Origin of the sequence: Mycolicibacterium palauense (genome assembly GCF_002592005.1) — a bacterium.
Lineage (GTDB): Bacteria > Actinomycetota > Actinomycetes > Mycobacteriales > Mycobacteriaceae > Mycobacterium > Mycobacterium palauense.
The window spans coordinates 28,356-55,252 of sequence record NZ_NVQF01000038.1; the positions used below are offsets into that span (position 1 = coordinate 28,356).

The 26,897-nt window shown below is 70.8% G+C and carries 31 protein-coding genes; 21 read left to right on the top strand and 10 right to left on the bottom strand.

The window, feature by feature from the left end; all coding sequences use genetic code 11:
- Positions 1–207: 207 nt before the first annotated feature.
- From CSR00_RS16130 to CSR00_RS16165, 8 genes are all read left to right on the top strand, one after another.
- Positions 208–1,425 carry a PP2C family protein-serine/threonine phosphatase gene (locus tag CSR00_RS16130; RefSeq protein WP_099023424.1) on the top strand — a complete coding sequence of 406 codons (1,218 nt, stop codon included), beginning with the start codon at positions 208–210 and terminating at the stop codon, positions 1,423–1,425.
- 65 nt (positions 1,426–1,490) lie between these two features.
- Entirely contained in the window at positions 1,491–3,032 is a 1,542-nt protein-coding gene (locus CSR00_RS16135) for a sensor histidine kinase (protein ID WP_099023455.1), read from the top strand.
- A complete protein-coding gene (locus CSR00_RS16140; protein ID WP_099023425.1) occupies positions 3,029–3,469 on the top strand; it encodes a response regulator in 441 nt (146 codons plus the stop codon). Before CSR00_RS16135 ends, CSR00_RS16140 begins: the two co-directional genes overlap by 4 nt.
- 135 nt (positions 3,470–3,604) lie before the next feature.
- Positions 3,605–4,039: an STAS domain-containing protein gene (locus tag CSR00_RS16145; protein ID WP_099023426.1), complete on the top strand. Its 435-nt coding sequence runs from the start codon at positions 3,605–3,607 to the stop codon at positions 4,037–4,039.
- Between the two features lie 137 nt (positions 4,040–4,176).
- Complete coding sequence (locus CSR00_RS16150; protein ID WP_099023456.1) at positions 4,177–4,845, top strand: MOSC domain-containing protein; 669 nt, start codon at positions 4,177–4,179, stop codon at positions 4,843–4,845.
- 109 nt (positions 4,846–4,954) lie between these two features.
- Positions 4,955–6,103: an alkaline phosphatase family protein gene (locus tag CSR00_RS16155; protein ID WP_099023457.1), complete on the top strand. Its 1,149-nt coding sequence runs from the start codon at positions 4,955–4,957 to the stop codon at positions 6,101–6,103.
- A gap of 47 nt (positions 6,104–6,150) precedes the next feature.
- Positions 6,151–6,741: a class I SAM-dependent methyltransferase gene (locus tag CSR00_RS16160; RefSeq protein WP_099023427.1), complete on the top strand. Its 591-nt coding sequence runs from the start codon at positions 6,151–6,153 to the stop codon at positions 6,739–6,741.
- Positions 6,742–6,940: 199 nt separating this feature from the next.
- Positions 6,941–7,159, top strand: coding sequence for a hypothetical protein (locus CSR00_RS16165; protein ID WP_176562090.1), 219 nt, complete (start codon positions 6,941–6,943; stop codon positions 7,157–7,159).
- Between the two features lie 35 nt (positions 7,160–7,194).
- On the opposite strand, the gene CSR00_RS16170 is transcribed toward CSR00_RS16165, so the two are convergent.
- Positions 7,195–7,845, bottom strand: a complete 651-nt coding sequence (locus CSR00_RS16170) for a nitroreductase family protein (RefSeq protein ID WP_099023429.1) — start codon at positions 7,843–7,845, stop codon at positions 7,195–7,197.
- Positions 7,846–7,926: 81 nt separating this feature from the next.
- On the opposite strand from CSR00_RS16170, the gene yaaA reads away from it, so the two are divergent.
- Positions 7,927–8,673, top strand: coding sequence for a peroxide stress protein YaaA (gene yaaA, locus CSR00_RS16175; RefSeq protein WP_099023430.1), 747 nt, complete (start codon positions 7,927–7,929; stop codon positions 8,671–8,673).
- A gap of 40 nt (positions 8,674–8,713) precedes the next feature.
- Here yaaA and CSR00_RS16180 read toward each other — a convergent pair whose 3' ends face one another.
- Positions 8,714–9,985 (bottom strand): amidohydrolase family protein, encoded by a 1,272-nt coding sequence (locus tag CSR00_RS16180; RefSeq protein WP_099023431.1) that lies wholly within the window; start codon positions 9,983–9,985, stop codon positions 8,714–8,716.
- Between the two features lie 103 nt (positions 9,986–10,088).
- On the opposite strand from CSR00_RS16180, the gene CSR00_RS16185 reads away from it, so the two are divergent.
- The 5 genes from CSR00_RS16185 (at position 10,089) to CSR00_RS16205 (ending at position 14,241) form a co-directional block, all read left to right on the top strand.
- Positions 10,089–11,015, top strand: coding sequence for an AraC family transcriptional regulator (locus CSR00_RS16185; RefSeq protein WP_176562091.1), 927 nt, complete (start codon positions 10,089–10,091; stop codon positions 11,013–11,015).
- Between the two features lie 11 nt (positions 11,016–11,026).
- Positions 11,027–11,242: a hypothetical protein gene (locus tag CSR00_RS16190; RefSeq protein WP_099023432.1), complete on the top strand. Its 216-nt coding sequence runs from the start codon at positions 11,027–11,029 to the stop codon at positions 11,240–11,242.
- Between the two features lie 50 nt (positions 11,243–11,292).
- Positions 11,293–12,756, top strand: coding sequence for an amidase (locus tag CSR00_RS16195; protein WP_099023433.1), 1,464 nt, complete (start codon positions 11,293–11,295; stop codon positions 12,754–12,756).
- Positions 12,757–12,836: 80 nt separating this feature from the next.
- Positions 12,837–13,751 carry an alpha/beta fold hydrolase gene (locus tag CSR00_RS16200; protein WP_099023434.1) on the top strand — a complete coding sequence of 305 codons (915 nt, stop codon included), beginning with the start codon at positions 12,837–12,839 and terminating at the stop codon, positions 13,749–13,751.
- A gap of 61 nt (positions 13,752–13,812) precedes the next feature.
- A complete protein-coding gene (locus tag CSR00_RS16205) occupies positions 13,813–14,241 on the top strand; it encodes a nitroreductase family deazaflavin-dependent oxidoreductase (protein ID WP_099023435.1) in 429 nt (142 codons plus the stop codon).
- A 100-nt stretch (positions 14,242–14,341) separates the two neighbouring features.
- Here the strand turns inward: CSR00_RS16205 and CSR00_RS16210 are convergent, their stop codons facing one another.
- Positions 14,342–15,613 carry a competence/damage-inducible protein A gene (locus CSR00_RS16210; protein WP_099023436.1) on the bottom strand — a complete coding sequence of 424 codons (1,272 nt, stop codon included), beginning with the start codon at positions 15,611–15,613 and terminating at the stop codon, positions 14,342–14,344.
- A complete protein-coding gene (locus CSR00_RS16215) occupies positions 15,610–16,275 on the bottom strand; it encodes a GNAT family N-acetyltransferase (protein WP_099023437.1) in 666 nt (221 codons plus the stop codon). Before CSR00_RS16215 ends, CSR00_RS16210 begins: the two co-directional genes overlap by 4 nt.
- 108 nt (positions 16,276–16,383) lie before the next feature.
- Between CSR00_RS16215 and CSR00_RS16220 the strand changes: the two genes are divergently transcribed.
- Positions 16,384–17,520 carry an epoxide hydrolase family protein gene (locus CSR00_RS16220; RefSeq protein WP_245906132.1) on the top strand — a complete coding sequence of 379 codons (1,137 nt, stop codon included), beginning with the start codon at positions 16,384–16,386 and terminating at the stop codon, positions 17,518–17,520.
- 173 nt (positions 17,521–17,693) lie between these two features.
- The gene (locus CSR00_RS16225) at positions 17,694–18,824 is read left to right on the top strand and encodes a nitronate monooxygenase (RefSeq protein WP_099023439.1); all 1,131 of its coding nucleotides are present in this window, start codon (positions 17,694–17,696) and stop codon (positions 18,822–18,824) included.
- A 65-nt stretch (positions 18,825–18,889) separates the two neighbouring features.
- Here CSR00_RS16225 and CSR00_RS16230 read toward each other — a convergent pair whose 3' ends face one another.
- Entirely contained in the window at positions 18,890–19,282 is a 393-nt protein-coding gene (locus CSR00_RS16230) for a hypothetical protein (protein WP_407662459.1), read from the bottom strand.
- A gap of 227 nt (positions 19,283–19,509) precedes the next feature.
- Here CSR00_RS16230 and CSR00_RS16235 point away from each other — a divergent pair, with 227 nt between their 5' ends.
- Positions 19,510–20,157 carry a hypothetical protein gene (locus CSR00_RS16235; RefSeq protein ID WP_099023441.1) on the top strand — a complete coding sequence of 216 codons (648 nt, stop codon included), beginning with the start codon at positions 19,510–19,512 and terminating at the stop codon, positions 20,155–20,157.
- Between the two features lie 3 nt (positions 20,158–20,160).
- Here CSR00_RS16235 and CSR00_RS16240 read toward each other — a convergent pair whose 3' ends face one another.
- Together CSR00_RS16240 and CSR00_RS16245 are read right to left on the bottom strand one after the other, a co-directional pair.
- The gene (locus CSR00_RS16240) at positions 20,161–20,634 is read right to left on the bottom strand and encodes a hypothetical protein (RefSeq protein ID WP_407662457.1); all 474 of its coding nucleotides are present in this window, start codon (positions 20,632–20,634) and stop codon (positions 20,161–20,163) included.
- A 64-nt stretch (positions 20,635–20,698) separates the two neighbouring features.
- A complete protein-coding gene (locus CSR00_RS16245; protein WP_099023443.1) occupies positions 20,699–21,322 on the bottom strand; it encodes a Pr6Pr family membrane protein in 624 nt (207 codons plus the stop codon).
- 123 nt (positions 21,323–21,445) lie between these two features.
- On the opposite strand from CSR00_RS16245, the gene CSR00_RS16250 reads away from it, so the two are divergent.
- Positions 21,446–22,708 carry a cytochrome P450 gene (locus tag CSR00_RS16250; RefSeq protein WP_099023444.1) on the top strand — a complete coding sequence of 421 codons (1,263 nt, stop codon included), beginning with the start codon at positions 21,446–21,448 and terminating at the stop codon, positions 22,706–22,708.
- A 36-nt stretch (positions 22,709–22,744) separates the two neighbouring features.
- Here the strand turns inward: CSR00_RS16250 and CSR00_RS16255 are convergent, their stop codons facing one another.
- The 3 genes from CSR00_RS16255 to CSR00_RS16265 all read right to left on the bottom strand — a co-directional run bounded on the left by CSR00_RS16255 (position 22,745) and on the right by CSR00_RS16265 (position 25,218).
- Entirely contained in the window at positions 22,745–24,022 is a 1,278-nt protein-coding gene (locus tag CSR00_RS16255) for a DUF7159 family protein (protein ID WP_141564377.1), read from the bottom strand.
- A gap of 206 nt (positions 24,023–24,228) precedes the next feature.
- Positions 24,229–24,579, bottom strand: coding sequence for a ferredoxin (gene fdxA, locus CSR00_RS16260; protein WP_099023446.1), 351 nt, complete (start codon positions 24,577–24,579; stop codon positions 24,229–24,231).
- 99 nt (positions 24,580–24,678) lie between these two features.
- Positions 24,679–25,218: a hypothetical protein gene (locus CSR00_RS16265; RefSeq protein ID WP_407662458.1), complete on the bottom strand. Its 540-nt coding sequence runs from the start codon at positions 25,216–25,218 to the stop codon at positions 24,679–24,681.
- Between the two features lie 186 nt (positions 25,219–25,404).
- On the opposite strand from CSR00_RS16265, the gene CSR00_RS16270 reads away from it, so the two are divergent.
- From CSR00_RS16270 to CSR00_RS16275, 3 genes are all read left to right on the top strand, one after another.
- Entirely contained in the window at positions 25,405–25,854 is a 450-nt protein-coding gene (locus tag CSR00_RS16270; RefSeq protein ID WP_099023448.1) for a transglycosylase family protein, read from the top strand.
- Positions 25,855–26,134: 280 nt separating this feature from the next.
- Positions 26,135–26,284, top strand: coding sequence for a hypothetical protein (locus tag CSR00_RS30685; protein ID WP_176562092.1), 150 nt, complete (start codon positions 26,135–26,137; stop codon positions 26,282–26,284).
- 97 nt (positions 26,285–26,381) lie between these two features.
- Complete coding sequence (locus tag CSR00_RS16275) at positions 26,382–26,810, top strand: class I SAM-dependent methyltransferase (RefSeq protein ID WP_099023449.1); 429 nt, start codon at positions 26,382–26,384, stop codon at positions 26,808–26,810.
- Positions 26,811–26,897: the final 87 nt, after the last annotated feature.

Here is a 26,897-nt window from a genome sequence, read left to right on the forward strand (position 1 = left end):
GCCGGGCGATCAGCCCCCCGCGACCCGGCGACCGGAGGTCTCTGCAGACTAGCAGCGACGGCGGCCGGCAGGCGGCTGCGCAACGCTGTGCGGTTGCTGAAGAAAACCCTTCGCGCCCCCTTGCCGGACCGCGGGTATCGTTATGAGGTTGCCGGCGGTCTCTGGTCGTCCCGGCCGGAGACGATCGAGAGGGGGACGGGGTTGGCGATGCGCGTGCCGGATGACGGCGTGCCGGCTCCGCGACATCACGACGACTCCCGGGTGGCCTCCGCGCCGCCACTGTCGGTGCTGCTGATTGAGGACGATCGCGGTGACGCCGTCATCGTCGAGGAGTTGATCGCCGACACCGGGGCGGACATCCGGGTGGCCTGGGCCCCGTCGCTGGCGGCCGCCGCGCCGAAGCTGACCGCGGCCCGCCCGGACTGCGTGCTGCTCGACGTGCATCTGCCCGACTCCAGCGGGATGGACGCGGTCAAACGCGTTGCCGACCTGGACCCGACCATCCCCATCGTGGTGCTCACCGGGCTCGCCGACGAGGAGTTCGGGGTGTCGGCGTTGGCGTCGGGCGCGCAGGACTACCTGGTCAAGGGGCGCGTGGAGCCGGAGTCGCTGCACCGCGCGGTGCTGTATGCCATCGAGCGCAAACGCGCCGAGCTCACCGCCGTCGAACTGCACGCCAGTCAGTTGCGTACCCGGGAGAACGCGCGGCTGGAGCGCGGGCTGCTGCCCTCGCCGCTGCTGCTGGACGATCCCGGCGTGCAGATCGTCGCCAAGTACCGGCCCAGCCGGGAGAACGCACTGCTCGGGGGCGACTTCTTCGACTTCGTGCAGACCCCCGACCGCACCGTGCACGTGATGATCGGCGACGTGGCCGGCCACGGACCCGACGAGGCCGCGCTCGGGGTGGCGCTGCGGATCGCCTGGCGCACGCTGACCTTCATCGGGATGCGCGGCGCCGACCGGATGCGCGAGCTGGACCGGATTCTGCGCGCCGAGCGGGCCTCGGGCGGTATCTTCGCCACGGTGCTGAGTCTGGCGATCCCTCCGGACAGCCGGCACATCTTCGCGGTGCGGGCCGGCCATCCGGGAATGCTGCTGCACGGCCCGGATTCGGTGGACTGGGTGCTGCCGCAGGGCGGCCCGGCCCTCGGTCTGCGCTGCACGGAATGGGAACCGGTCAAGGTGGATCTCCCCGGGGACGCGGGTCTGGTGCTGCTCACCGACGGGCTGTTCGAGGGCCACTCCGGCAGCGGCAACGAACGCCTCGGCGAGGACGGGCTGCTGGAGATTGCCCGGTCACTGGCCGCTCTGCCCGGCCCGGAGTTCATCGACGGCCTGATCGACGCCGCCGAGACCCGGGCCGCGCCCTACGGAGGGATCGCCGACGACATCGCCGTCGTGCGTGTGCAGCGGACGGTCGGGTGACGCGGCCCGCCGGCCGGGGCAGCTCGCTCACCGTGCAGGGTTGGCTGCTCGCGGTGCTGTCGGTGATGGGTGTGATGGTGCTCGCCGGCGGGGTACTCGCCGGTGTGCTGCTGACCCGCTCCGACCGCGTAGCCCGTCAGCTCAGCGACGACGTTCAGCCGTCCCGGGTGGCGGCCTACCAGCTGCAGGGGGCGCTGCGCGACCAGGAGACCGCGGTGCGCGGCTATCTGCTCTCGGCCGACCCGCAGTTTCTCGAGCCCTACTCCGAGGGGCGGCGCACCGAAGAGGTCGCGGCCGCAGAGATCAGGCAACACCTGGTCGGCCGTCCCGACCTGCTGGCGGACCTGTCCACCATCGAGGAGGCCGCCGACTCCTGGCGCGCCAACTTCGCCGAACCGCTGATCGCCAGCGTCACCCCGGGCACGCCGAACCTGGTCAACCAGGACCTCGCCGAGCGTGGGAGAGCCGAATTCGACCGGATCCGTGGGCTTTTCGATCAGCAGAACATCGCTTTGAACCAGGCGCGGTTGACCTCACTGGAGCAGCTGGACAACATCCGGGACTGGCGTGACCGCGTGTTGATCGGCGTCATCGCGGTGGTGCTGCTGACCGCGGTGCTGCTGGCGGTACTGGTCCGCCGAACGGTGACCCGGCCGCTGGAGGCGCTGGCCGCGGCGTGCCGGCGGGTCACCGACGGCAACTTCGGCGAGACCATCCCGGTGCGCGGGCCCAAGGACATCAGGGCGATCGCCGGTGACGTCGAAGACATGCGCCAGCGGATGGTGGCCGAACTCGACGCCTCGACGGCGGCGCGGGTGTTGCTCGTCGAGCAGGCCGAGGCCCTCGACGAGCAGGCCGAAGAACTGCGCCGCTCCAACGCCGAGCTGGAGCAGTTCGCCTACGTGGCCTCCCACGATCTGCAGGAGCCGCTGCGCAAGGTCACCTCGTTCTGCCAGCTGCTGGAGCGGCGCTACGGCGACAAGCTCGATGAACGGGGGGTCGAGTACATCGCCTTCGCCGTCGACGGGGCCAAACGCATGCAGGTGCTCATCAACGACCTGCTGACGTTCTCGCGGGTGGGCCGGCTCAACGCCACCGACACCGAGGTGGACCTCGATGTCGCGCTGGATGCCGCGCTGGACAACCTCGCCACCGCGGTCGGCGAATCCGGCGCCGAGATCCGCCGTCCCGCAGAGGGGCTCCCCGTGGTCAGCGGCGACCCGACGCTGCTGACGATGCTGTGGCAGAACCTGATCGGCAACGCCGTGAAATTCCAGCGTCCGGGCGTCGTGCCCCGGATCGCCGTCGATGTCCGCCCCGGCGACGGCGAGCACGACGGCCAGTGGGTCTTCGAGGTCTCCGACAACGGCATCGGTATCGACGACGACTTCGTCGACAAGGTCTTCGTGATCTTCCAGCGGCTGCACGGCCGGGACGCCTATGGCGGAACCGGCATCGGGCTGGCACTGTGTAAGAAGATCGTCGAGCACCACGGCGGCGCCATCTGGATCGACACCTCCTACAGCGACGGGACCAGGTTCACGTTCACCCTGCCCCGGCACGCGGAGACTCAAACCCCGATTGCCCTGGAAGGAACACGCGCATGACTTCAGCCGTGCGAGCCATCGACGTGCTGCTCGTGGAGGACGATGCCGGCGACGAGCTGATCACCCGGGAAGCGTTCGAGCACAACAAGATCAAGAACACCCTGCACGTGGCCCGCGACGGGCAGGAGGGCCTGGACTTCCTCTACCGCCGCGGTCAGTACGCCGAGGCCCCGCGCCCGGACCTGATCCTGCTCGATCTGAATCTGCCCAAATACGACGGCCGACAGTTGCTGGAAACGATCAAGTCCGATGCCGATCTGTGCCATATCCCGGTGGTGGTGTTGACCACCTCCGCGGCAGAAGAGGACATCCTGCGCAGCTACAAGCTGCACGCCAACGCCTACGTGACCAAGCCGGTGGACCTCGATCAGTTCATGGGTGCAGTTCGCCAGATTGACGAATTCTTTGTTCAAGTGGTGCGGCTGCCCCAGTTCTGAGGCGGCCCGCGGGCTCCGCATTCTCACAGAAGTGTTAGACGATTCCCCCGGTGACCTTAGAGTAACTGGCTAACCTCGGTGACAAGGTTGAGGTCGGCTGAGGTCGAGGAATCGAGGGTACTCATGGGGTCCACAATGTTCTCCGGTACCGGGTCCGCGCACGCCAACCCGGTGTTTGACTGCGGTGGCGCGAAGATTCGGGCGCGATCGCGACACTGTGCCACAGTGGTGGCGGTGTCGGGCACGATCTCCGCAGCTAACCTCTCTCGGCTGGCCGACCACGTCACGCGGTTCGTGCTCCCCGACACCCCGTTCGTGCTCGACCTCAGCGCCGTGGCTTCGGCAAGCGCCGATGCGCTGGCGTTGCTCGAGGCGGTTGACACCCGGTGCACGGCCGAGCAGGTCCAGTGGGCCCTCATCGGGAGCCGAGCGCTGACCGCGCTGCCCGGTGTCGGCGAGGACGCGGCCTTCCCGGTCGTCGGCTCGGTGTCGGAGGCCCTGTACTACTTCGACGAGGCCACCCAGCGCCGCCGCGCACTGCTGCTGCCGCTGCTCAAGAAGACCGCGTAGGCACCGCCGGGCCCCACCGCCGGGTCCCGTGGCGCGGTGCCGAATTGCGCTGTGCCGCGCGGTGCCGAATTGCGCTGTGCCGCGCGGTGCCGAATTGCGCGGTGCCGAAACGGGTGGCGCCCCACTACGCTGTGGCCATGGCCGATGTGCTGAGCGTGAACCTGGCGCGCCCGCGCACCAATCCCGACCACCAACAGTCGGATACCGGCATCGACAAGGTCCCGACCGCCGACGTCGTCGAGGTGCGCTCCCCCGGTCCGATGCACGGCGGTCTGGGCAGTGGCCTCGTCGGCGACCTGATCGGCAACCACCAGGTCCACGGTGGCGATGATCAGGCCGTCTACGCCTACGCCCGCGAGGACCTCGACGGCTGGCAGGCCGACACGGGCCGGGATTTCCCCGGCGGCTCCTTCGGGGAGAACCTGACCACCTCGGGGATCGACGTCACGGGCGCGCTCATCGGCGAGCGCTGGCGGGTCGGCGACTCCGGGCTCGTCCTGGAGGTCTCGGCACCGCGCATCCCCTGTCGCACCTTCGCCGCGTTCCTCGACATCGCCGGCTGGATCAGGACGTTCACCGAGGCCGCCAAGCCGGGCGCCTACCTTCGGGTGATCACCCCGGGAACGGTGCGTGCCGGCGACCGGATCACGGTGACCTCCCGCCCCGACCACGCCGTCACGGTGGGGCTGGTCTTCCGGGCGCGCACCCGCGAACCGCAGTTGTTGCCCCAACTGCTCGTCGCCGACGCGTTGCCCGACGAGATCAAGGAACAGGTGCGCCGCCGGGTCGCCGACCCGAAATCCTGACCCCGGCTGCCCCTGACCCGAGTCCCCTGGCCCCAGTCCTCTGTCCCGGAGCCGCCGGGCCGGCCGCGGAACGGCGCCGTGTGGCACGCTGCTCGGTGTGCACGACCCGGTGGATCTGCCGCAACCGGATCCCGACCTGCCGCATCTGGCCGAGGTGGCCCCCTCGGTCCTGTCGGCGTTGGGTGTGCCCGGGTTCGCCAACACGCTGTCCCTGCCCGACGGGTTGAGCGGCGCCTGCGTGTTGCTGATCGACGGCCTGGGCGCCGAGCTTCTCGACGCGCACCGCGGTGACGCGCCGGTACTGGCGGGGCTGCGGGCACGCACGCTGACCGTGGGGTTCCCGTCGACGACCGCGGCCGGCATCGCGGCCCTGGGCACCGGGTGCAGTTCCGGTGGCCACGGTCTGGTCGGCTACGCGTTCCGGGTGCCCGGCGCCGGCGTCCTCAACGCCCTGAGCTGGCGGCCCCACCCGTTCGGCCCCGACCTGCGCGACAGCGTGGTGCCCGAACAGCTGCAGCCCATGACCACGACGTTCGAGCGCGCCGCGGCGGCGGGCTTCGCCGTCAGCGTCATCTCCGACGCCGAATACGGCGACTCCGGGCTGACCCGGGCCGTGCTGCGCGGTGGGCGCTATGTCGGGGTGCTGGCGCTGGGCGACCTGGCCGCGCAGGTGGGCGTGGCACTGGCCGGCGGCGGATTCTGCTACGGCTACCACCGCGACCTCGACCTGCTCGGGCATCTACACGGGCCGGGCTCGCCGGCGTGGCGGATGCAGCTGCGCCAGATCGACCGGCTGGTGGAATCGATCGTCGAGCGGCTTCCGCCCGGCGCGCTGCTGGCCGTGGTCGCCGACCACGGCATGGTCGGTGTCGAGGAGGCCCGCGTCGTCGACGCCGACGCCACCGCGGGCCTCCTCGACGGCGTCGCAGCCCTGGGCGGCGAGCCCCGGGCCCGCCACGTCTACGCCGTCGACGGGGCCGTCGACGATGTGCTGGCCACCTGGCGTGAGATCCTCGGTGACCGGGCCCGGGTGCTGGCGCGCGAGGAGGCGATCGCCGCGGGCTGGTTCGGCGGCTGCGGCCCGGCGGACGTCCGCGCCGAGGTGCGGCCCCGGATCGGCGACGTGGTGGCCGCCGCCCTCGGGACCGCGGCGGTGGTGCGCCGTCGCGTCGAGCCGATGGAGTCCGCGCTGGTGGGCCACCACGGCTCGCTGACCTCGGCCGAGCAGCGGGTGCCGCTGCTCGTCGCGCACGGCTGAGGAACCACCGTGAGATACCGGATGCGAGACCGACCGAAGGAGCACCGATGAGCACCCGCTGGCAGGGAACCGACGCCCCGCGCGGTGACGACTACGACGCCCGCTGGCGCACGCTGGCCGACAGCGGCCAGAACGTGCACGGTGAAGCCGACCTCGTCGAGTCGCTGCTGGCGGGCGCCGAGACGGCGGCCGTGCTCGACGCGGGGTGCGGCACCGGGCGGGTCGCGATCGAATTGGCCCGCCGGGGCTTCCGGGTGGTCGGCGTCGACGCCGACTCCCGGATGCTGGACACCGCGCGGACCAAGGCCCCCGAGCTGTCCTGGGTGGAAGCCGACCTCGCCGACCTGGACGACGTGCGGGACACCTTCGACCTGGTACTGCTCGCCGGCAACGTGATGATCTTCGTGCAGCCCGACACCGAGGCCCGAGTGCTTCGCGAACTGGCCGACCGGCTGCGCCCCGGAGGCCTGCTGGTGGCCGGGTTCCAGCTGCGCGCCGACCGCCTGGCGCTGCAGACCTACGACGAGCTCGCCGAGGCGGCGGGCCTGCAGCTGGTCCAGCGATGGGCCACCTGGGACAGGCAGCCGTTCGCCGGCGGTGACTACGCGGTGTCGGTGCACCGCCGGCCCGGCGGGTGACGGTGACCGGCCGGGTGTGACCGGTCGAGTGCGATGAAGGCCGTCGGTCGGCGTCACGGGCGGACCGAATCGGCGCGCGGGCCGGGCATCCCGTTAGGGTCGGGACAGGACCACCGGCACCACCCAGGACCACCACCCAGGACCACCACCCAGGACCACCACCCAGGACCACCACCCAGGACCACCACCCAGGACCACAATGACGAGCACAGCGAACGAGAAGGGGACGCACATGGCCGAAATCGACCGCGGCATCGAGGTGGTTCAGGAAGCCGTGCACACGACAACGGTGCGTGTCGGGCGCATCGCCGGGATCGTCTCGGGGGCCGTCGGACAGGTGATGCGCGAGATCGGCGATCTGGTGTGGGATTACCGCGACATCGCCGGAGACGCCCGCAAGTCGCCGCCCACCGACTGACCCACCCGACTGACCCACCCCGTGGTGGTCGTGGCTCAGGCGTCGCCGAGCATCGCCGAGGCCGACTGGTCCCAGTGATCGAGGTGGACCGATTCCTCCAGCGGGCGCCGACGCAACGGGCCGTGCCGGCCCTTGGGCCACCCCACCACGATGTGGCCGGCCAGCAGCCATCCCTCGGGGACACCGACCGCGGCGCGCAGCACCGATTCACCGCCGTAGGAGGCCCAGCCGGTCATGCAGGCACCCAGCCCCTGAGCGCGGGCGGCCAGCTGGAAGTTCTGCATGGCGGGAAAGATCGAGCCGCCCAACAGCAGTTCGGAGGCCGTCGGATAGTGCCGCTGCGCGAACAGCACCGAGGTGAATTCGCCGGCCCGGTCATGCAGCTCGTAGGTCGCGCGGTTGTTGCGGGCACGCGGGCTGTCATCGTCCGGGTCGGGTCGGCTCATCCCGTAGACCGGTTCGATGACGCCGAGCGCCAGTGCCGCGGCCTCGGCCACCGCGGCGCGCTGCTGCGGCGACCGCAGCACCACGAACCGCCAGCCCTGCGCGTTGGCGCCGGAGGGCGCCCACGTGGCCGCCCGCAGGCAGCGGGCCAGGGTCGCGTCGTCGACGGGTTCGTCGGTGAACCGCCTGATCGTCCGGGCGGTGGACATCACTTCCCAGATGTCGCTGCTCGCTGCGGTCATCGCTCTCCCCTCACATCCCACTTGGTGCGAGGCCCCGGCCGCATCCCACCGGAGCCGCCCCTACCGCTACCCTCTCAGACCGTGATCGTGCTGCTGCCGCCCTCGGAGACCAAACACGCCGGCGGGGACGGCCCGGCGCTGAGCATGGCGGCGCTCAGCTCGCCGCAACTGAACCCGCTGCGCGACACGCTGATCGACGAGCTGGTGGCGCTGGCGGCCGACGTCGACGCGAGCAGGCGGGCGCTGGGGTTGTCGAAGTCCCAGGACCGCGCGATCGCCGACAACGCCGCGTTGCGCAGCGCGCCGACACTGCCGGCTATCCGGCGCTACACCGGTGTGCTCTACGACGCCCTCGACGTCGAGTCGCTGCGCGGCGCCGCCGCGGCGCGGGCCCGGGCGCGTCTGGCGATCGGCTCGGCGCTGTTCGGCCTGTTGCGCGCCGAGGACCGGGTGCCCTCCTACCGGCTCTCGGCGACGTCCAAGCTGCCCGACCGTCCGACCCTGACCGCGCGCTGGCGCCCGCAGCTGGAACCGGTGCTGGCCGGCATCGCCGCCGAGGAGCTCGTGGTCGACCTGCGTTCGGGCTCGTACGCCGCGCTGGGCCGGCTGCCCGGCGCCGTGCAGGTGCAGGTGCTCGCCGAGCGTGCCGACGGCCACCGCAGCGTGGTCAGTCATTTCAACAAGGCGCACAAGGGCCGGTTGGCCCGGACGCTGGTCAGCAGCCGGGCCGAACCCGACGACGCGGCCGGGGTGGCCGCCGTGGCCCGCCGCGCCGGGATCACCGTCGAGCAGACCGGCGACGGCCTGACCGTCGTCGTGCCGGCCTGAGCATCCGGCCGGCCGGCCCGCCCGCGCGGACTCGCGACGGTCAGGCCTTGGCCAGCTGCTCGGCCTGCTTGGCCTCGTAGAGCCGCGCCCACTCGGCCCGCGGCCGGATCGACACGTCGACGTCGGTGGCCTTGGCGCGCAACGCGCCCGCGGTCGCCCGCTCCTTCGGTGTCAGCTTGAACGGATCCCAGCTGAAGAACCGGCTGGAGTTCTCCCAGGTGATCTTGTTGATGTCGGAGTCGGAGGCCCCCGCGGCGTTGAGCTCGGCCAGCACCTGCTCGGGCGCGTCCGGCCAGAAGCAGTCCGAGTGCGGGTAGTCGCACTCCCAGGCGATGATGTCGATGCCGATCTCGTGGCGCAGTTTCAGCGACGTCTTGTCGGTGACGTAGCAGGCCAGCGAGTGCTCGCGGAACACGTCGGAGGGCAGCTTGTCGCCGAAGTCGCGGCGCAGCCACTTCTGGTTGGTGTAGTGCCGGTCGCTGCGGTCCAGGTAGAACGGGATCCAGCCGATGCCGCCCTCGGAGAACGCGAACTTCAGGTCCGGGTAGTTGCGCATCGCCGGGCCCCACAGCAGGTCCTGGGCGCACATCGCCGAGACCTGGGTGGCCAGGATGATCAGATTGTCGATCGGTGCGTTGGGCGCCATGCTGATCGCGCCGAACCCGGTGCCGATGTGCAGGCACATCACCACGTTCTCCTCGGAGAGCGTGGTGAACACCGGGCTCCAGTACTCCTCGTCGTGGTAGCTGGGCAGGCCCTCCAGGTGCGGCAGCTCCGGCATCGTGACCGCGCGGCAGCCCTTGGCCGCCACCCGGCGGATCTCGGCGCACATGGCCTCGGGGTTCCAGGTCGGCAGGATCGCGATCGGGATGAAGCGGTCCGGGTAGGAGCCGGCCCACTCGTCGATGTGCCAGTCGTTGTAGGCCGACACCATCACCAGCGTGGCCTCCTCGCGGTGCATGTTGAGGTGGCGCGCGGAGAACCCGGTGAACGTCGGGAAGCACATCGAGGCCAGGATGCCGTTGCGGTTCATGTCGCGCACCCGCTCGTGCACGTCGTAGACGCCCGGGCGCATCTCGGCGAAGCCGGCCGGGTCGCGGCCCCACTCCTCGGCCGGCCAGGACACCACGGCGTTCAGGCCGCTGACCCCCTGCGGGCGGCCCTGGTACATCCACTGGTCGACACCCTTGTCGTCGGTGACGACGATGGGCGCCTCATCCTTGTACTTGCCCGGCACGTGACGAAGGAACATGTCCGGAGGCTCGACGACGTGGTCGTCAATGCTCACCAGGATCAGATCGTCGACGTTCATCAAGCTCCTCGGATAGCGGTGGCGGGTGGCTGTGCGCGGGTGCCCCCGGACGGGTCCGGTGTGGGCTGGCTCGCTTCTTCTTTCACTTGTACCCTCAAACACCGTGACCGTCTCTGCGCTATCGGACAGATATTTGCCGCAATCGGCCAATGTCTCCCCCGGCCGGTCGGCCGGGTCTTCGGTTGGAGCTTCGGGCGGGTCTTGGGTCGGGTCACTGCGGCCGCCGCGCATCGAACTGCGCAAGGGCGGGCACGCGCTGGCCGGTAGCTACCTCTACGAGGGCGACAAGCTGCTGACCGGCTGGCATTCCCACGAGGTGCACCAGATCGAATACGCGCTGCACGGCGTCGTCGAGGTCGAGACCGCCGCCGGACACTATCTGCTGCCGCCCCAGCAGGCCGCCTGGCTGCCCGTGGGACTCGACCACCAGGCCGTGATGAATCCCGACGTGAAGACCATCGCGGTGATGTTCGACCCGCAGCTGGTGCCCAACGCCGGGGACCGCGCCCGCATCCTGGCCGTTTCGCCGCTGATCCGGGAGATGATGATCTACGCGCTGCGCTGGCCGATCGACCGGCCCACCGGCGACGAGATCTCCGACGGCTTCTTCCGGACGCTGGCACACCTGGTGTCCGACGCCCTGGACCACGAGGCGCCGCTGAGCCTGCCGACCACCGACCACCCCATCGTCGCGGCCGCGGCCGGCTTCACCAAGGAACACCTGCAGTCGGTGACCGCCGAGGAGGTGGCCCGCGCCGTCGCGGTCTCCGAGCGCAGTCTGCGGCGACTGTTTCAGGACACCCTGGGAATGTCGTGGCGGACCTACCTGCTACACGCCCGGATGCTGCGGGCCATGGCGCTGCTGGCAGCGCCCGGGCAGTCGGTGCAGGACACCGCCAGCACCGTCGGCTTCGACAGCATCAGCGCGTTCACCCGCGCGTTCACCCAGTTCTGCGGGGAGACACCGTCGGCCTACCGGCGCCGGGTGGGCGAGCAGCAGGAGGCGGTCGGCGAACCGCCCCGGGAGTAGGTCCGCCGCCGGTGTCGACGTTTCGGCGCTACCTGCGTATCCAGGCGATGACGCTGGTGTTCGGGCTGGTCGGTCCGATCTTCCTGGTCGTCTACTTCGCCGCGCAGCCGGACCCGACGATCCGCTGGATGTACTGGTGGGGGCTGTTCATCACCGCCGCGGACGTGCTGGTCGCGCTGTGGCTGACCGGTTCATCCGAGGACGACGCCGACTCCGGCCGGCAGTGATCCCCCGCCATCGAGTTGCCGGCCGGTGCGTCACCCCGCAAGATCCGTGAATGGACGGGACGACCGCGGCCGAGCTGGCCGGACTCGATGCGCTGGGCCAGGGCGAACTGCTGTCCACGGGTGCGCTCAGCGCCGTCGAACTGCTCGAGGCGGCCATCCTGCGGACCGAGGCCACCCGCGGCCTCAACGCCGTGATCACCGACCTGTTCGACCGGGGCCGCCGGCAGGCCGCGGCCCTCGACGCCGCCGGGACGCTGCGCGGGGGTGCGGCCGGGCCGCTGGCCGGTGTCCCGTTCCTGCTCAAAGACCTCGGGGCCTCGCTGGCCGGCGCCCCGGAGGCGATGGGGTCGCGCGCACTGCGGACCCACGTCGCCACGCAGAGCAGCTGGTTCGTCGAGCGCTACCTGGCCGCGGGGCTGGTGGTCTTCGGGAAGACGAACACCCCCGAATGGGGCAACCACTGCACCACCGAACCGTCGTTGTTCGGCCCGACCGTCAACCCGTGGGGCCCCGCGATCACCCCGGGCGGGTCCAGCGGCGGCTCGGCCGCGGCGGTGGCCGCCGGTGTGGTGCCCGCCGCCTCGGGGGGCGACGGCACCGGCTCGATCCGGGTGCCGGCGTCCTGCTGCGGGCTGGTCGGTCTCAAACCGCGCCGGGGCCGCAGCTCGTTCGCGCCCGGGGCCGGGCACGGGCTGGAGGGCCTGGTCAACGAGCACGCGCTGACCCGGACGGTCCGCGACAGCGCCGCGCTGCTGGATGCGGTGACCGGCAGCGCGCCCGGCGACCCGTACACGGCTGCCCCGCCTGCGGAACCGTTCTCGGCCGCCCTGGGCCGCCCGCCCTCGGCCCGGCGCATCCTGATGGCGACGGCCGCACCGTTTCCCGGGCCGGCCCCCGCACCCGAGGTCGTCGCGGCCGTCGAGGACACCGCCGGGCTGCTCGCCGGGCTGGGGCACCACGTCGAGCCCGGTGCGCCCACCGTCGACGCCGACGCCGTGGCCGAGGCGATCTCGGTGCTGCACACGGTCAGCAACGCCCAGCTGCACGCGATGGCCACCGAGCATCTGGGCCGCGAGCCCGCCGAGGACGAATTCGAGCCCAGTACCTGGGTCATGGTGCGGGAGGGCTTCACCACCACCGGTGTGGCCTACGCGAACGCGATCGGCACCGTGCACGCGCAGACCCGGCGCTTCGCCGCCGGCATGGCGGGCCACGACGTGCTGCTGGTGCCCACCCTGCTGACCGGCCCGCCGCCCTATGCGCTGCTGGACCGCCCGCGCGGAACCACCCGGGCATTCTTCGACGTCGAGTTCGCCACCACCGGTTGGACGTCGCTGGCCAACGTCACCGGGTGGGCGGCCATCTCCCTGCCGCTGGGCACCACCGCCGCCGGACTGCCGGTCGGGGTGCAGCTGATGGCGCCCGACGAGACGGTCCTGCTGCAGCTGGCCGCGCAGCTGGAGGCCGCCGCACCCTGGCAGGGGCGGCGTCCGCCGATCTGGGCGGGGGTCTGAGGGCGCACCGAGGCGCACCGCGCAGATCCCTGCCGGACGTCTATGCCTAACGGGCAAGTGTGGCGTGCAACACTCTTGGGATGATTCCCGCCATCGATCGCCCCAAGCTGGAGGGCACCATCGCGGTCGGCGAGGACCGCCAGATCAGCTTCGCCGAGTTCGGCGATCCGCACGGCCGCGCCATCTTCTGGTTGCACGGCACCCCCGGCGCCCGGCGCCAGATTCCCACCGAGGCCCGCGCGTTCGCCGAGGAGGCCGGCATCCGGCTGGTCGGGGTCGATCGCCCGGGGATCGGTCTGTCGACGACGTTCCAGTACGACACCGTCCTGGACTTCGCCGCGGATCTGCGCACGGTGGCCGACGTGCTCGGCATCGACAAGATGGCGGTCGTGGGCCTGTCCGGCGGCGGTCCCTACACGCTGGCCGTCGGGGCGGCGCTGCCCGACCGGGTGGTCGGGCTCGGGGTGCTCGGCGGTGTGGCCCCGACGTGCGGACCCGATGCCATCGGCGGTGGCGTCATGGCGCTGGGAATGTACGCGGCGCCGATGATCCGGGTCGCCGGGACGCCGTTGCGCTTCGCGGCCACCAATCTGATCCGGCTGATCCGGCCGGTGGCCGAACCGGCGCTCTACGCCTACGGGTGGGTCTCCCCCGAAAGCGATCGCCGGATGCTGACCCGCCCCGAGTTCAAGGCGATGTTCCTCGACGATCTGCTCAACGGCGCCAAACACCAGCTGGCGGCGCCGTTCGCCGACGTCGTCGTGTTCGCCCGCGACTGGGGTTTCCGGCTCGAGGAGGTCAAGGTCCCGGTCCGCTGGTGGCACGGGGACGAGGACCACATCGTGCCCTTCGCCCACGGCCAGCACGTGGTCTCGCGTCTGCCCGACGCCGAACTGTCCATCGTGCACGGGGAGAGTCACCTGGGGGCGCTGGGCCACGCCACCACAATCCTGCGGTCCATGCTGCAGCTGTGGGATGAACACGAGGCGTTGTGAGGGGCCGGCGGCGAGCCACGACGTACCGTGGGGCCACCGGACCGTCGAGTAAGGGAGTCGCATGCGCGCGCGGGAGCACCCCAACCACACCGCCGAAGTGCCCATGGTTTTCCCGCCGTGGCTGGAGCGGCTGCAGATCAGGTACTTCAACCCGCTGATCGGTCCGGCGGCCCGCCACCTGCCGGGGTTCGCGGTGATCAAGCACCACGGCCGCAAGTCCGGCACCCCCTACGAGACCGTCGTGTCGGCCTACCGCAAGGGCGACGTCGTCGCGGTGATGCTGGCGCACGGCAAGACCAACTGGGTCAAGAACGTGCTCGCCGCCGGCGAGGCCGACATGAACCTGGCCCGCCGGGATGTGCACCTGGTCAACCCGCGCATCGTTCCCGCGGGTGGCGACGCCGCCGGGCTGCCCCGCGTCGCACGGATGGGGGCGCGCCGGGTCGGCGTATTCGTCGCCGACATCGACCCGGGGCCCTCGGCTCGCTGACTGCCCGATCGCGCTGACTGCCCGATCGCGCTGACTGCCCGATCGATTCGGTAATCAGATCGCGGTCAGGGCCGAAACGGCGATCTGGTTACCGACTCGATCACCGGGCGGCGGCCTGTAGGGCGGTGCGAAGCAGGTGCATCGCCACCGTGGTGGAACGCTCCCGCACGTCGTTGCGGTTGCCCGGCAGGCGCAACGTGCGGACGACGGCGGGCTGCCCGGCCAGTGTGACGCAGAAACACACCGTGCCCACCGGCTTGGTGTCGGTCCCGCCGCCCGGGCCGGCGATACCGGTGATGGCCACCGCGGTGTCCGCACCGAACCGCAGCAGCGCACCGTCGGCCATCGCCTCGGCCACCGGTTCGGACACCGCGCCGTGTCGGCTCAGCAGCGCCGGCTCCACCCCCAGCACCGCGGCCTTGGCCTCGTCGGCGTAGGCGACCACCGCACCGGCGGTGTAGGCCGAGGAGCCGGGCCGGTCGGTCAGCCGGGCCGCCAGCAGCCCACCGGTGCAGGACTCCGCGGTGGCCACGGTGCGCCCGGCCAGCAGCGCGGCCACCTGGTCGTCGACGGTGGAGCCGTCGACGGAGAACACGTCGCGACCGTGGCGGCTCTGCAGCACCTCGAGCAGCTGCCCGTAGACGGCCTGATCCGCGGGCTCGTAGCGGGTGACGATCTCGAGTTCGCCGCGCCGCAGGCAGGTGGTGATCTCCAGGCGGTCGAAGCCGCCGACCGTCCCCTCGGCGTCGCGCAGCGTCTCGGCCAGCGCCGATTCCGGCAGCCCGAACATCCGCACGGTGTCCTGCCGATAGACGGTGCGGCCGGCGATGGCCTGCCCCACGGCCGCGGTGTCGACGGCCTTGCGCCACATCGGCTGCAGCTCACGCGGCGGACCCGGCAGCACCACCACCGTCGGCGTGCCCGGCACCACGACGCCGGGTGCGGTGCCCACCGGGTCGAGGATCTCCGCGCCGACGGGCACGAGGGCCTGTTTGCGGTTGGCCGCGCGCACCGCCTCGAAGTTGGGGGTGTCGAAGCGGGCCATCAGCCGGCGCAGAATGTCGGCGATCCGCTCCTCCAGCGCCTCGTCGAGCACCAGCTCGCGCCCGCAGAACCGGGCCACCGTGGCCACGGTCATGTCGTCGGCGGTGGGCCCCAGACCGCCGCTGGTGACGATCAGGTCGACGCCCTCGGCGGCCAGGAAGCGCAGCTGGGCCTCGATGTCCTCGGGCCGGTCCCCGCAGAGGGTGATGTGGGCCAGCTCGACCCCGAGCTCGAGCAGCCGGTCGGCCAGCCACGGCCCGTTGCGGTCGCTGACCCGGCCGGTCAGGACCTCGGTTCCGGTGACGACGATGCCGGCGCGGACACTCACGCCGGCGCGACGCCGGGTGCGCGCACCACCATCGGCACGGCCGGGAAGTAGGCGGCCATCTCCGAGCGCGACCGGCGCAGTGCGGCGGTGCCGTATCCCTTCTTGCGGTGCTCGGGATGAATCCAGATCCGCACGTTGACCTCGCCGCCGATGAGCTCGCCGAACACCATGCCGACCTTCACCGGACCGTCGAGCGCGACGAACCAGGCGGCGTCCTCGGCGCTGACCCGCTGCACGGCGGCGTTGATTTCGTCGTCCAGCCCGGCGGCGGGCGCGCCGGAGCCGTCACCGGCGGTGTGCATGTCCTCGGTGCGTGCGGCGAAGATGTCGCGATCCTCGGTCCCGGCGAAGGGCCGCAGGGTCACGTCGTCACCGGTGCTGGCGGGGCGCTCCTTCGCGGTGAAGCTGAGCTGGCTGTTCAGATCCTCCAGCTCCGCGGCGATCCGGCGCCGGGAATCCTTGGTCAGCTGGTCGAACGACAGGCCCAGCACGGCTTCGGCGCAGCGTGGCGAGGAACCCAGCAGCTTCGCAACGGAGTCGAGGGCATCCACGCGGTCGTCGGCCTCCACGATCGCGTCGAGCACCTCATGGCGTCGGTCGAGGGCGGTCAGCAGCGCATCGGTGATTTCGCGGCGGGCGGCGGCGATGTCGAGATCGGGCATGCCGTAAGCCTAGACCGTGACGGGCCGACCGGAGTGCGCCATTTCGGCCGAGCCGTGGCCCTGTCAGACTGACGGGATGCGGCGGCGAACGGGTGGCTCATGACGGCGATAAGGCCCTTCCGGATCGACGTCCCCGACGCCGTGCTCGACGACCTGCGCGCCCGGCTGGACCACACCCGCTGGCCCGAGGCCGAATGCGTCGAGGACTGGAGCCAGGGCATCCCGCTGGCCTATACGCGCGAGCTGGCGCGGTACTGGCGCGACGGATACGACTGGCGCACCCGCGAGGCCGGGCTCAACCGCTTCGACCAATTCGTCACCGAGATCGACGGCCTGGACATCCACTTCATCCATCAGCGTTCCCGGCATCCGGAGGCGCTGCCGCTGGTGATCACCCACGGCTGGCCGGGATCGGTGGTCGAATTCGCCAAGGTGATCGAGCCGCTGGTGGACCCGACCGCCCACGGTGGCAGTGCCGCCGACGCCTTCCACGTGGTGTGCCCCTCGCTGCCCGGTTTCGGCTTCTCCGGTAAGCCCACCCACACCGGGTGGGGGGTGGAGCGGATCGCGGCGGCCTGGGACACCCTGATGGGCCGCCTCGGCTACACCGGCTACGGCGCACAGGGCGGCGACTGGGGCGCGGCGGTGACCACTCAGATCGGCCGCAACGGCGGGGGGTGCCTGGGTATCCACCTGAACATGCCGATCGCGCAGCGCCCACCGGAGGCGGATGCGGAGCTGAGCCAGGAGGAGCAGGAGGTGGTCGCGGCGGTGTCGCGGCACCGCCGTTGGGGCACCGGCTACTCCAAACAGCAGTCCACCCGGCCGCAGACGCTGGGCTATGCCCTGGTGGACTCCCCGGTTGGGCAACTGGCCTGGATCGTCGAGAAGTTCTGGGCGTGGACCGATTGTGACGGGCACCCGGAGAACGCCGTCGGGCGCGACGAGATGCTCGACAACGTGATGCTGTACTGGGTCAACGCCGCGGCCGCGTCCTCGGCACGGTTGTACTGGGAGAGCTTCCGACGGTTCGGCGGTTCGGGACGGGTCGCGGTGCCCACCGGCGTTGCCTGCTTCCCCAAGGAGATCACCCGCACACCCCGCAGTTGGTGCGAGCCGGTCTACAACATCGTGCACTGGACCGACATGCCCCGCGGCGGGCATTTCGCGGCGCTGGAGCAGCCCGAGCTCTTCGTCGACGACGTACGCCGCTTCTTCGCCGGCCTGCGGGCCGGCTCCGACTGAAAAACGCTGCGGGGCAGACGATGTCGTCGCCTGCCGTCGGTGTCACCCCTGGTGTCACCCCTGGCGGACCGACGCGTGGTCGCCGCGACGGCGCGCCACCGGGCGTTTCGGCGCCGCCGCCGTGGGGTTAAACTAGAACACGTTGCAGTTTTCCGGCGCGGCAAGGAGCACGCATGCACACCCCCATCTGCGATCAGCTCGGTATCGAGTTCCCGATCTTCGCCTTCACCCACTGCCGCGACGTGGTCGTCGCGGTGAGCAAGGCCGGCGGATTCGGTGTGCTCGGTGCCGTCGGCTACACCCCGGAGCAGCTCGAGGTCGAGCTGAAGTGGATCGACGAACACATCGGCGACCATCCCTACGGCGTCGACATCGTCATCCCGAACAAGTACGAGGGCATGGATTCGGACATGTCCGCCGAGGAGCTGAAGAAGACGCTCAACGCGCTGGTGCCCCAGGAGCACCTGGAGTTCGCGCGCAAGATCCTCGCCGACCACGGCGTGCCGGTCGACCACAGCGACGACGACGCCCTGCAGCTGCTGGGCTGGACCGAAGCCACCGCGACCCCGCAGGTGGAGGTTGCGCTGCAGCATCCCAAGGTGACGCTGATCGCCAACGCGCTGGGCACGCCGCCGCCGGACATGATCAAGCACATCCACGACGAGGGCCGCAAGGTCGCCGCGCTGTGCGGCTCGCCTTCGCAGGCCCGCAAGCACGCCGACGCCGGGGTCGACATCATCATCGCCCAGGGCGGTGAGGCCGGCGGCCACTGCGGGGAGATCGGCTCGATCGTGCTGTGGCCGCAGGTGGTCAAGGAGGTTGCGCCCGTGCCGGTGCTGGCCGCCGGCGGGATCGGCAGTGGGCAGCAGATCGCCGCGGCGCTGGCGCTGGGCTGCCAGGGTGCCTGGACCGGATCCCAGTGGGTCATGGTCGAGGAGTCCGAGAACAGCCCGGTTCAGCACGCCGCCTACGTCAAGGCCTCCAGCAAGGACACCGTGCGCAGCCGGTCGTTCACCGGCAAGCCGGCCCGGATGCTGCGCAACGACTGGACCGAGGCGTGGGAGAACCCCGAGAACCCGCAGCCCCTCGGGATGCCGCTGCAGTACATGGTCTCGGGCATGGCGGTGGCCGCGACCCACAAGTACCCCAACGAGTCCGTCGACGTCGCGTTCAACCCGATCGGGCAGGTCGTCGGACAGTTCAGCAAGGTGGAGAAGACCGCTGCGGTGATCGAGCGCTGGGTCCAGGAGTATCTGGAGGCCACGGCCACCCTCGACGCGCTCAACGAGGCGGCCACCGTCTGATCGTGGGCCTGATGGTCGGGATTGCCGGCCTGATCATCGGGGCGGCACGTCACCGGGTTTCGCCTTTAGGCGTAGAACTCCTGCTGCCAGCCCTTGTCCCCCGCGCACTCCAGCGGTAGGCCGTCGGGCGTCTGGGCGGCCGCACCGCGGTTCGTCGGGCACGGCGCGCCGATCTCCTGGACGCCGTACAGCGGGGGCGACCAGACCCAGAATCCCGCGTCGACCGGTGGCCACTGGTTGGGGATGTAGTGGCAGGCGTAGGTCTGTCCGGTGTCGCCGCGGCCGAAGATGAACCGCTCCCAGCTGTGGCACTGGGTGCTCAGTTGTACGCCGTAGGCCATCCCGGGCACGTCCGCCATCCCCTGGGTCGTGTCCTGCGGCCCCGGCTCGGCGCCGGCGCCGGGCGCGACGGAGAGGGCCCCCAGGGAGAGGCTCGTGCACAACAGCCCGGCGAACAGGGCCCCGGTGGCCCCGATGGTGGGTACGCGAATCATGGCCCGCCCTCGGTGTGGTGTCGGTTTTCGGCAGTCCCCGGGCTGCCCACCCGGGTGAGCCTAGTGGGCGGGCCGGGCCGCTGCGGGCGACTGCGCGATCTTCTCGGCGAAACGCGGCGTGGGGAACACGGAATCGGCTGCTCAGGATGGTTTCCTAGGGAACGGCACATCCGACCGGAGAAAGCAGGTCCATGCTGTCGAACCGAAAGCTGACATCCCTGGTGGGGCTCGGAGCCCTGGCGGTGAGCGTCGTCGTCGTGGTCGGGGTCTCGGGGCCCGGGCCGGGAGGCCCCCTGCCGGTGGCCTCGGCGGCCCCCTCGACCAGCGCCACCGAGAGCGAAGCTGCGGTCACCGGCCCGTTCACCGCCGATGCCCGCGGCTACGTGGGTACCGAGGCCTACTGCGACGAGTCCCAGACCGCCGCGGCCTACGGCCGCACGGCGCGCTCGCTGGTGGTGATCTGCGCCGACGGCGACGGTGGCTACGAATACCGCGGGGTGCGGACCAGCGACGGTGCCTCGCTGGTTGCCGCGGCCGAGGCCGGTGACGGCGATTTCGTGGCCGAGGGCGATGACGCGACCTACACGGTGTCGACGACCGCGCTGACGGTGACCTCCGGGGGCAAGGTGATCTACCGCGACACCTGGATCGAGTTCCAGAAGCCGACGTACTCGGCCGAGGACACCGCCGCTCCCACGACATCCTCCAGCGAATCACCCTCCAGCGAATCGTCGTCGGGTGAGTCCGCCGATTCGTCCTCGACGTCGGCGACCGTCACCGCGACGGTGACCGAGACCAAGACCGTCACCGCGACACCGCGCCCCTCCGAGTGGGGCTGAGGCTCAGGGGGTCGGCAGCACCGGCTCGTCAGTCGGCGCGGCCGGCGCCACCGGCGCCTGCGGCCCGGCGGGCATCCCGCTGGGCGGCATGGAGTCGGCGTTCATCGGCCGCTGGGTCAGCAGCAGCAGTGCTCCGCTGCGACTGACCTCCTGCGTCTTGTAGGCGTGCCACAGTTCACGCAGGTAGGACAGACCGGTGCTCTGCGAGGTGGTGGGCGCCTCGGTGGTGCCCGGCGGCAGATTGTCCGGGCTGCTCAAGTGGGGTACCCCGGCGGCCGCGGACTGTTCCTGGGCGGTGACCGCGAGCGGTGCCGCGGCCGGGTTGCCCGGTGCCGCGGGAGCCGCCACCACCGGCGCGGGAGGCGGTACCGGGTCGACGGGATCGGCCTGGGCCAGCGGCGCCGCGATCACCGCGACCGCGCCGGCCGCCCCCAGCAGTGCCGCGCGCACCATCATGACTGCTTTCGTTCGCACCATGTCTATTGCTTCAGCTCAGCAGCCCCACTCGTTACACCGGTGCGGTGTGGATCCGCGCGGTTGGTCACACGCGCAGTCGCACCGCCATCCGGCCCGCGCCGAAGAGCAGGTATCCCAGCGCCAGAAAGCCCGCGGCCAGGATCGTGGCATTGGCGGCCACCGCGACCGGCCCGGCCGCCTGGACGTCCAGGAAGTAGTACGGCGCGCGCCGGCCCGCATGGTTGAGCACCAGCACCGCCAGGGCCAGATAGCCCGCGGGATAGGCCAGCCAGAGCACCGGAAACCACCACTGGAGTTCGCCCTGCCCGTCGCTGACGAGAAACCAGTCGGCGAGCGCCAGCGCGGGCACCACCATGTGCAACAACACGTTGGCCGGGGTGTACCCCATGCTCAGGTCGGTCAGGAACAGATTCCAGATCACACCGGCGACCAGGACGTACAACACCACGGCTCCGCGCAGCCCGGCCCGGGACTCCGCCGCCGGCCGGGCCAGCGTCCGGGCCAAAGTCCAGGCGTAGTAGCCGGCGGCGAGCACGTTGACCTGGTAGGTGAAGGTCACCAGCCGCCACCACACACCGGAACGGGTCTGGGTCGCCACCAGGAGCACGGCCAGAAGCACCGCGGCGATGATCGCCAGGCGCAGGGCCGGACGCCAGGCGCGGCGATCGGGAACAAGTTTCAGGAGCAAATTTCGCCGGTGGTGTTCGTGGAACCGGCCACGGCTCGCCGGTCGCCGGTGTACCAATCTTCGTAGGGCTGATTCCCCGGCTACCAGGCTAATGAAAAGCCACACCGTTCAGGAGTGCACCGCATGCCGAACCCGACCCTTCCGCCCGGTTTCGATTTCACCGATCCGGACCTGAACTGTTCACGACTTCCGGTGGAGGAACTGGCGGAGCTGCGCAGAACCGCCCCGATCTGGTGGAACGAGCAACCCATCGGTGACGGCGGCTTCGACGACGGCGGCTACTGGCTGGTGACCAAACACAGGGACGTCAAGGAGATCTCGCTACGCAGCGACGTGTTCTCCAGCCTGGAGAAGACCGCGCTCCCCCGCTATCCCGCGGGGTCGACCCAGGAGCAGATCGAGACCGGCAAGTTCGTCCTGCTCAACATGGACGCCCCCCATCACACCCATCTGCGCAAGATCATCTCCCGCGGGTTCACCCCGCGCGCTATCGAGAGGCTGCGCGCCGACCTCGACGAACGCGCCCAGAACATCGCCGCGGCCGCCGCAGCCCAGGGGTCGGGGGACTTCGTCGAACAGGTGGCCTGCGAACTGCCGCTGCAGGCGATCGCGGGGTTGATCGGTGTGCCGCTGGAGGACCGCAAGAAGCTCTTCGACTGGTCGAACGAGATGGTCAGCGACGACGACCCCGAATTCGCCCACCACGACAACCGCAACTCGGCGACCGAACTGATCATGTACGCGATGCAACTCGCGGCGATCCGGGCCGAACAACCCGGCGAGGACATCGTGACCAAGCTGATCCAGGCCGATGTGGAGGGCCACAAGCTCTCCGACGACGAGTTCGGCTTCTTCATGGTGCTGCTGGCCGTGGCCGGCAACGAGACGACCCGGAACTCCATCACCCACGGGATGATCGCCTTCGCCGAGCATCCCGAGCAGTGGGAACTGTTCAAGCGGGAACGCCCCGCCACCGCTGTCGACGAGATCGTGCGGTGGGCCACCCCGGTCACGTCGTTCCAGCGCACCGCGCTGCAGGACTACGAGCTGTCCGGGGTTCCCATCAGGAAGGGCCAGCGTGTGGTGATGTCCTACCGCTCGGCGAACTTCGACGAGGATGTATTCGACGAGCCGTTCACCTTCGACATCCTGCGCGACCCCAATCCGCACGTCGGCTTCGGGGGTACGGGGGCGCACTACTGCGTCGGCGCCAACCTGGCCCGGATGACCGTCGAGCTGATGTTCAACGCCATCGCCGACCACATGCCGGATCTGACGTCGGTGGGCAGGCCGCAGCGCCTGCGCTCTGGCTGGCTCAACGGCATCAAGCACTGGCAGGTCGACTACCAGAAGGCGCCGCGGGGTTCCGGCGTCCAGCTGGTCTGAGGTCCGCCCGCCGAGGCCGCGAGGCGGCGTGTCCGGTCAGTTGGCCAGGCGGTTGAGGCCCGGGATCTTGTCCAGGATGCGGTCGCGCAGCCGCGGCTTCTCATACGAGGGCACCTGCGGCACCGCCGGGGCGACCACCGCGGGCGGCGGGACGATCGCGGGCGGCGGGACCACCGCGGGGGGCGCCGGCGGCACGTATACCGGGTCGGGCACGACCACCACCGGTTCCGGCGGCAGCGCCGCGGGCGCCTCGTCGACGGGTGCCTCCGGCGCGATGTCGGCCGGTGCCTCCGGCAGGATGTCGGCGGGTGCCTCCGGCGCGATGCCGACGGGTGCCTCCGGCGGGGCGTCGACCGGCGCCTCGGGCGCGGGGATCTCGTTGATCACCGGCGCGGCGGGCACGGGTGCGGCCGGCGCGGGCCCGGCAGGCCTGGGCTCGGCGGCAGCGGGGGTGCCCGCGGTGTTGGTGACCCGATGTTCCCGGACCGGTGCGGCCTCCCGTTCGGGCACCAGATGCATGCCCAGGGCCAGCGACACCGAGACCACGAAGGTGACCGCCCCGGCGGCCAACATGGTCAGGGGTGCGACCAGGGCGCGTCCGCGCAGGGCCGAGGTCCTCGCGGCCCCCGCTGCCGGTGTGCCCGCCGCGGAGGCCAGCGCCGCGCCGTGGGCCAGCGCCAACTCGGCCTCGGGCGGATCGATCACGGGAATGGCGAGCCGGTCCGCGAGCAGCCGGGCGGTGCCCTCGAAGCCGCCGACCGACCCCACCACGAACAGTCCCTCGGGCCGCCAGCCGTGGCGATCGAACACCGCGGCGACCCAGTCGACGAGCTGCTCGTCGCAGTCGATGGCGTGACTGGTGACCGTCTGCACGTCACCGTGCTCGGAGTCGACCCACGACAGCATGGCCAGACCGGGTTCCACCACGCACACCGCGGTGCGACGGTAGCCGAGCACCCGCCCGATGCTGTGGGTCAGCGCCTCGGCGGCCCGGGGCTGGTGGACGGCCACGACATTGGGCAGACCCGCCGCGCCGAGCGCCTCCATGAGCAGGGAGGCCTCCAGGTCGGCGCCGTCGCTCCAGGTGACCCCGATCGCGTGCAGGGTCTCGTCGCGGGCCTCGGCGAGCCCGAGGACCGCCTCGGCGACCTGCTCGGAGGCCCGGGACGGGACCGGGTCGGCGATCGGATCGGTGTAGGTGTCGAAGTCGTCGTGCTCGAGGGTGGCGCCGTCGGCGTCCCGGCCCTCGACGAGCACGGTCTGGACGTTCGTCGGGGTCACCGACAGCCCGAGCACCGCGTACAAACCTGACACTCCCTTCACGCAAGGACCGCGTGCGCGCACCCGCCGGTGATGACCACGAGTGGGTCGGCGGGCGCGCCGTCTGCGGTGTCTGCGGCGCCCTAGCGGACAGGTCTCACGCGTTGAGGTGGCGTCTCGCCGCAGCCGGACCGTCTCCCCGCGGGGCACACGGTCCGGTGCTTTCTCTACCGCATCGGACGGGGAAACGCCAGCCGAACTCAGCCCGCGGCGGACTTGTGCGGCATCGCCGCCACCAGCGGGGTGTCCACCCCCAGTTTGCCGATCTCGCCGGCCCCGCCGGGGTTGCCCAGCGGTGCGTCGCGCCCGGGCAGCACCTCGGTGAAGAAGGCCGCGTTGTCGGCGAGGTGGGCCTGCTGGTCCTCGGGGAGGTCGGTCTCGTAGTAGATCGCGTCGACCTTGCAGATGAAGGCACACGCCGCGCAGTCGACACATTCCTCGGGGTTGATGTACAGCGAGCGTTCGCCCTCATAAATGCAGTCGGCCGGGCAGTCCTGCACGCAGGACTTGTCGACGACATCCACACACGCTGAGCCGATCACGTACGTCATGGTCAGAAACGCTAGGCAATCGGGGGCGCCGCGTCGCGCGGCGAAAGTCCCTTTGTGCGGGACCTCGGTCGTCAGTCCGCGGTCGGCGGTGGCCGGTCCTCAGCCGCTCAGCGGGGTGCAGCTGTAGGGGCCCTGGTACTGGAAGTGCACGGCCGGCATCCCGTCGACGTCGATGTAGTCGACACCGTCGGTCCAGGAGGTGCCCGGCACCACCCAAGGCGGCGCCGTCGCGGGGTAGGCCACGGTCATGTCGCGGTAGAACTGCAGCCCCGGCGGGCATCCCGGCTTGTCGGGCGGGGCCGGGTTCCAGGCGTGCACGACGATCGGGTTGGACAGTCGGCGTCCCTGGGCGCAGTTGGGTTGGCACTCGACCGCGTTGTCCACGCCGGTGCCCGTCGCGCCGTCGGCGCCCCAGGAGGACCACGTCATGTCCTCCATGACACTCGAGTGGTCGCAGCCGTAGACCACCGTGGCCGGCCGCTCCTCGGCGGGCTGGCTGGGGTCCCAGCAGGCGCCGATCAGATACGTCGACGCGTCGGACGGCCCGTCGGGTGTCGGGGGCTCGGCTCCGGCGACCGGCGCGGCCGGCCAGAGTGCGGCGGCCAGGAGCGCGGCCGGAACAGCGGTGGCTCGGATCACGCGCGTCATGCTATCGGCCCACCCCGCCCGCCGCCGGACGTTGTTTCCGGTTCGCGCGCAGATCACCGGCAGATCACCGTCCGCATTTGCCCGGATAAATTCGGTGTGCGGAAAATGCCAACGAACTCTTAGAGAAAATGTTGTGACGCGAGTAACGCGCGCGTCAGTTGTGGCGAAACACAGGGCATGACGAACATCCGCAAGTTCTTCTCGACGGTCATCCTCGCCGGCGCCTTCCTGGTCGCCTTCATGGCGATGTCGGCGGGTACGGCCAATGCGGACAGCGTCAACTGGGACGCCATCGCCCAGTGCGAATCGGGTGGCAACTGGGCCATCAACACGGGCAACGGACACTACGGCGGACTGCAGTTCAGCGCCGCTACCTGGGCCTCCAACGGCGGTCACGGCAACCCGGCCTACGCCTCGCGCGAGGAGCAGATCCGGGTCGCCGAGAACGTGCTGGCCAACCAGGGCCTGGGCGCGTGGCCCACCTGCGGCGCCCACGCCGGTGCCCCCGGTTACACCACGGTCGCCAACCCGGTCGCTCCGTCGACTCCCAAGTGGCGCCCCGGCATGTACCTGCGCAACACCATCAAGGAGATCGTTGCGCTCATTCCGAAGCCGGCCGTGCGCTGAGAATCGATCATCTTCGCCGCTTCGACGGGCGACGACTTATCGGCCGGACTTTGCCGAAATCGAATTCCTGTCGACGTCGATTGTGGCCAGCGTCGAATTCACCGAAGGTCTAGCTGGCGGTGTGAGTTGGTGGACCGTCCCGCCGAGTCCCACGCTGTACAGGGAGCGGGGGTCCCCCGGGGCCACGCCGAAGCGCACCGAGGTGCTACCCACCATTCCGGAAGCGATAGTGCACGCGGTGTTGCGGTCGAGGTCGATTCGGACGATGTTGCCGGCCGTCGTGGCTAGGAAGACCACCCCGTTGGTGTTGGTCAGCGACGGTCCACGCGAGCTTGCCGCGCAGACCGCCGAGGACGGCGCCGACCTGGCGCGGATCGTGGAACCGGCCACCGTGATCGCGATCTCGATCCTGCAGGCCGAGTCCGGCTGAGCGCGGCGCGGGCCCGCGGCGCATCCCGGTCGATCCTCGAGTGGACGTGAGCTGCGATAGTGCCCGGTGTCATATCCGCGAGCGAGGGAGAAGATTCATGGTCGAACAGGCCCACCCCGAACACGCGCACCCCGAACACGCGCACCCCGAACATGCCAATGCCGCCCAGGCGCAGGCGTGGAACGGGGAGGGAGGCCGAACGTGGGTCGACCTGCAGGCCACGCTCGACCAGGTGCTCGAACCGTTCGAAGAGCTCGTCGTCGATGCGGTCGCCGCGGCGGCCGGAACAGCCGGGACCCCTCTCGAGACCTCACTCGAAACCCCGCTGCGGGTCCTCGATGTCGGCTGTGGAGCCGGGGCGACGACGCTCGCCGTCGCCGAGCGTTTCGGATCCCGGGTCCGGTGCACCGGCATCGACATCTCGGTGCCGATGATCGACCGGGCCCGAACGCGGGCGGACGCGCGGTCGCTGCCCGTGCGGTTTCTGGTCGGCGACGCCCAGACCCCGTCGCTGATACACATCTGACGCTGCCGACGATTCCCCCTGTGTAGATCTCGGAGCTCCCCGCTTCCCTAACATCACATCGCCGTCGCTCCACACGGTCAGGCGCAA

Excerpts from the sequence above, each read along its gene's own strand:
- CSR00_RS16130 (WP_099023424.1), top strand. The coding sequence starts at position 208 with ATGCGCGTGCCGGATGACGGCGTGCCGGCTCCGCGACATCACGACGAC.
- CSR00_RS16135 (WP_099023455.1), top strand. The coding sequence starts at position 1,491 with ATGGGTGTGATGGTGCTCGCCGGCGGGGTACTCGCCGGTGTGCTGCTG.
- CSR00_RS16140 (WP_099023425.1), top strand. The coding sequence starts at position 3,029 with ATGACTTCAGCCGTGCGAGCCATCGACGTGCTGCTCGTGGAGGACGAT.
- CSR00_RS16145 (WP_099023426.1), top strand. The coding sequence starts at position 3,605 with ATGTTCTCCGGTACCGGGTCCGCGCACGCCAACCCGGTGTTTGACTGC.
- CSR00_RS16150 (WP_099023456.1), top strand. The coding sequence starts at position 4,177 with ATGGCCGATGTGCTGAGCGTGAACCTGGCGCGCCCGCGCACCAATCCC.
- CSR00_RS16160 (WP_099023427.1), top strand. The coding sequence starts at position 6,151 with ATGAGCACCCGCTGGCAGGGAACCGACGCCCCGCGCGGTGACGACTAC.
- CSR00_RS16165 (WP_176562090.1), top strand. The coding sequence starts at position 6,941 with ATGACGAGCACAGCGAACGAGAAGGGGACGCACATGGCCGAAATCGAC.
- CSR00_RS16170 (WP_099023429.1), bottom strand. The coding sequence starts at position 7,845 with ATGACCGCAGCGAGCAGCGACATCTGGGAAGTGATGTCCACCGCCCGG.
- CSR00_RS16180 (WP_099023431.1), bottom strand. The coding sequence starts at position 9,985 with ATGAACGTCGACGATCTGATCCTGGTGAGCATTGACGACCACGTCGTC.
- CSR00_RS16195 (WP_099023433.1), top strand. The coding sequence starts at position 11,293 with ATGGACGGGACGACCGCGGCCGAGCTGGCCGGACTCGATGCGCTGGGC.
- CSR00_RS16200 (WP_099023434.1), top strand. The coding sequence starts at position 12,837 with ATGATTCCCGCCATCGATCGCCCCAAGCTGGAGGGCACCATCGCGGTC.
- CSR00_RS16205 (WP_099023435.1), top strand. The coding sequence starts at position 13,813 with ATGCGCGCGCGGGAGCACCCCAACCACACCGCCGAAGTGCCCATGGTT.
- CSR00_RS16215 (WP_099023437.1), bottom strand. The coding sequence starts at position 16,275 with ATGCCCGATCTCGACATCGCCGCCGCCCGCCGCGAAATCACCGATGCG.
- CSR00_RS16225 (WP_099023439.1), top strand. The coding sequence starts at position 17,694 with ATGCACACCCCCATCTGCGATCAGCTCGGTATCGAGTTCCCGATCTTC.
- CSR00_RS16235 (WP_099023441.1), top strand. The coding sequence starts at position 19,510 with ATGCTGTCGAACCGAAAGCTGACATCCCTGGTGGGGCTCGGAGCCCTG.
- CSR00_RS16240 (WP_407662457.1), bottom strand. The coding sequence starts at position 20,634 with ATGGTGCGAACGAAAGCAGTCATGATGGTGCGCGCGGCACTGCTGGGG.
- CSR00_RS16250 (WP_099023444.1), top strand. The coding sequence starts at position 21,446 with ATGCCGAACCCGACCCTTCCGCCCGGTTTCGATTTCACCGATCCGGAC.
- fdxA (WP_099023446.1), bottom strand. The coding sequence starts at position 24,579 with ATGACGTACGTGATCGGCTCAGCGTGTGTGGATGTCGTCGACAAGTCC.
- CSR00_RS16270 (WP_099023448.1), top strand. The coding sequence starts at position 25,405 with ATGACGAACATCCGCAAGTTCTTCTCGACGGTCATCCTCGCCGGCGCC.
- CSR00_RS16275 (WP_099023449.1), top strand. The coding sequence starts at position 26,382 with ATGGTCGAACAGGCCCACCCCGAACACGCGCACCCCGAACACGCGCAC.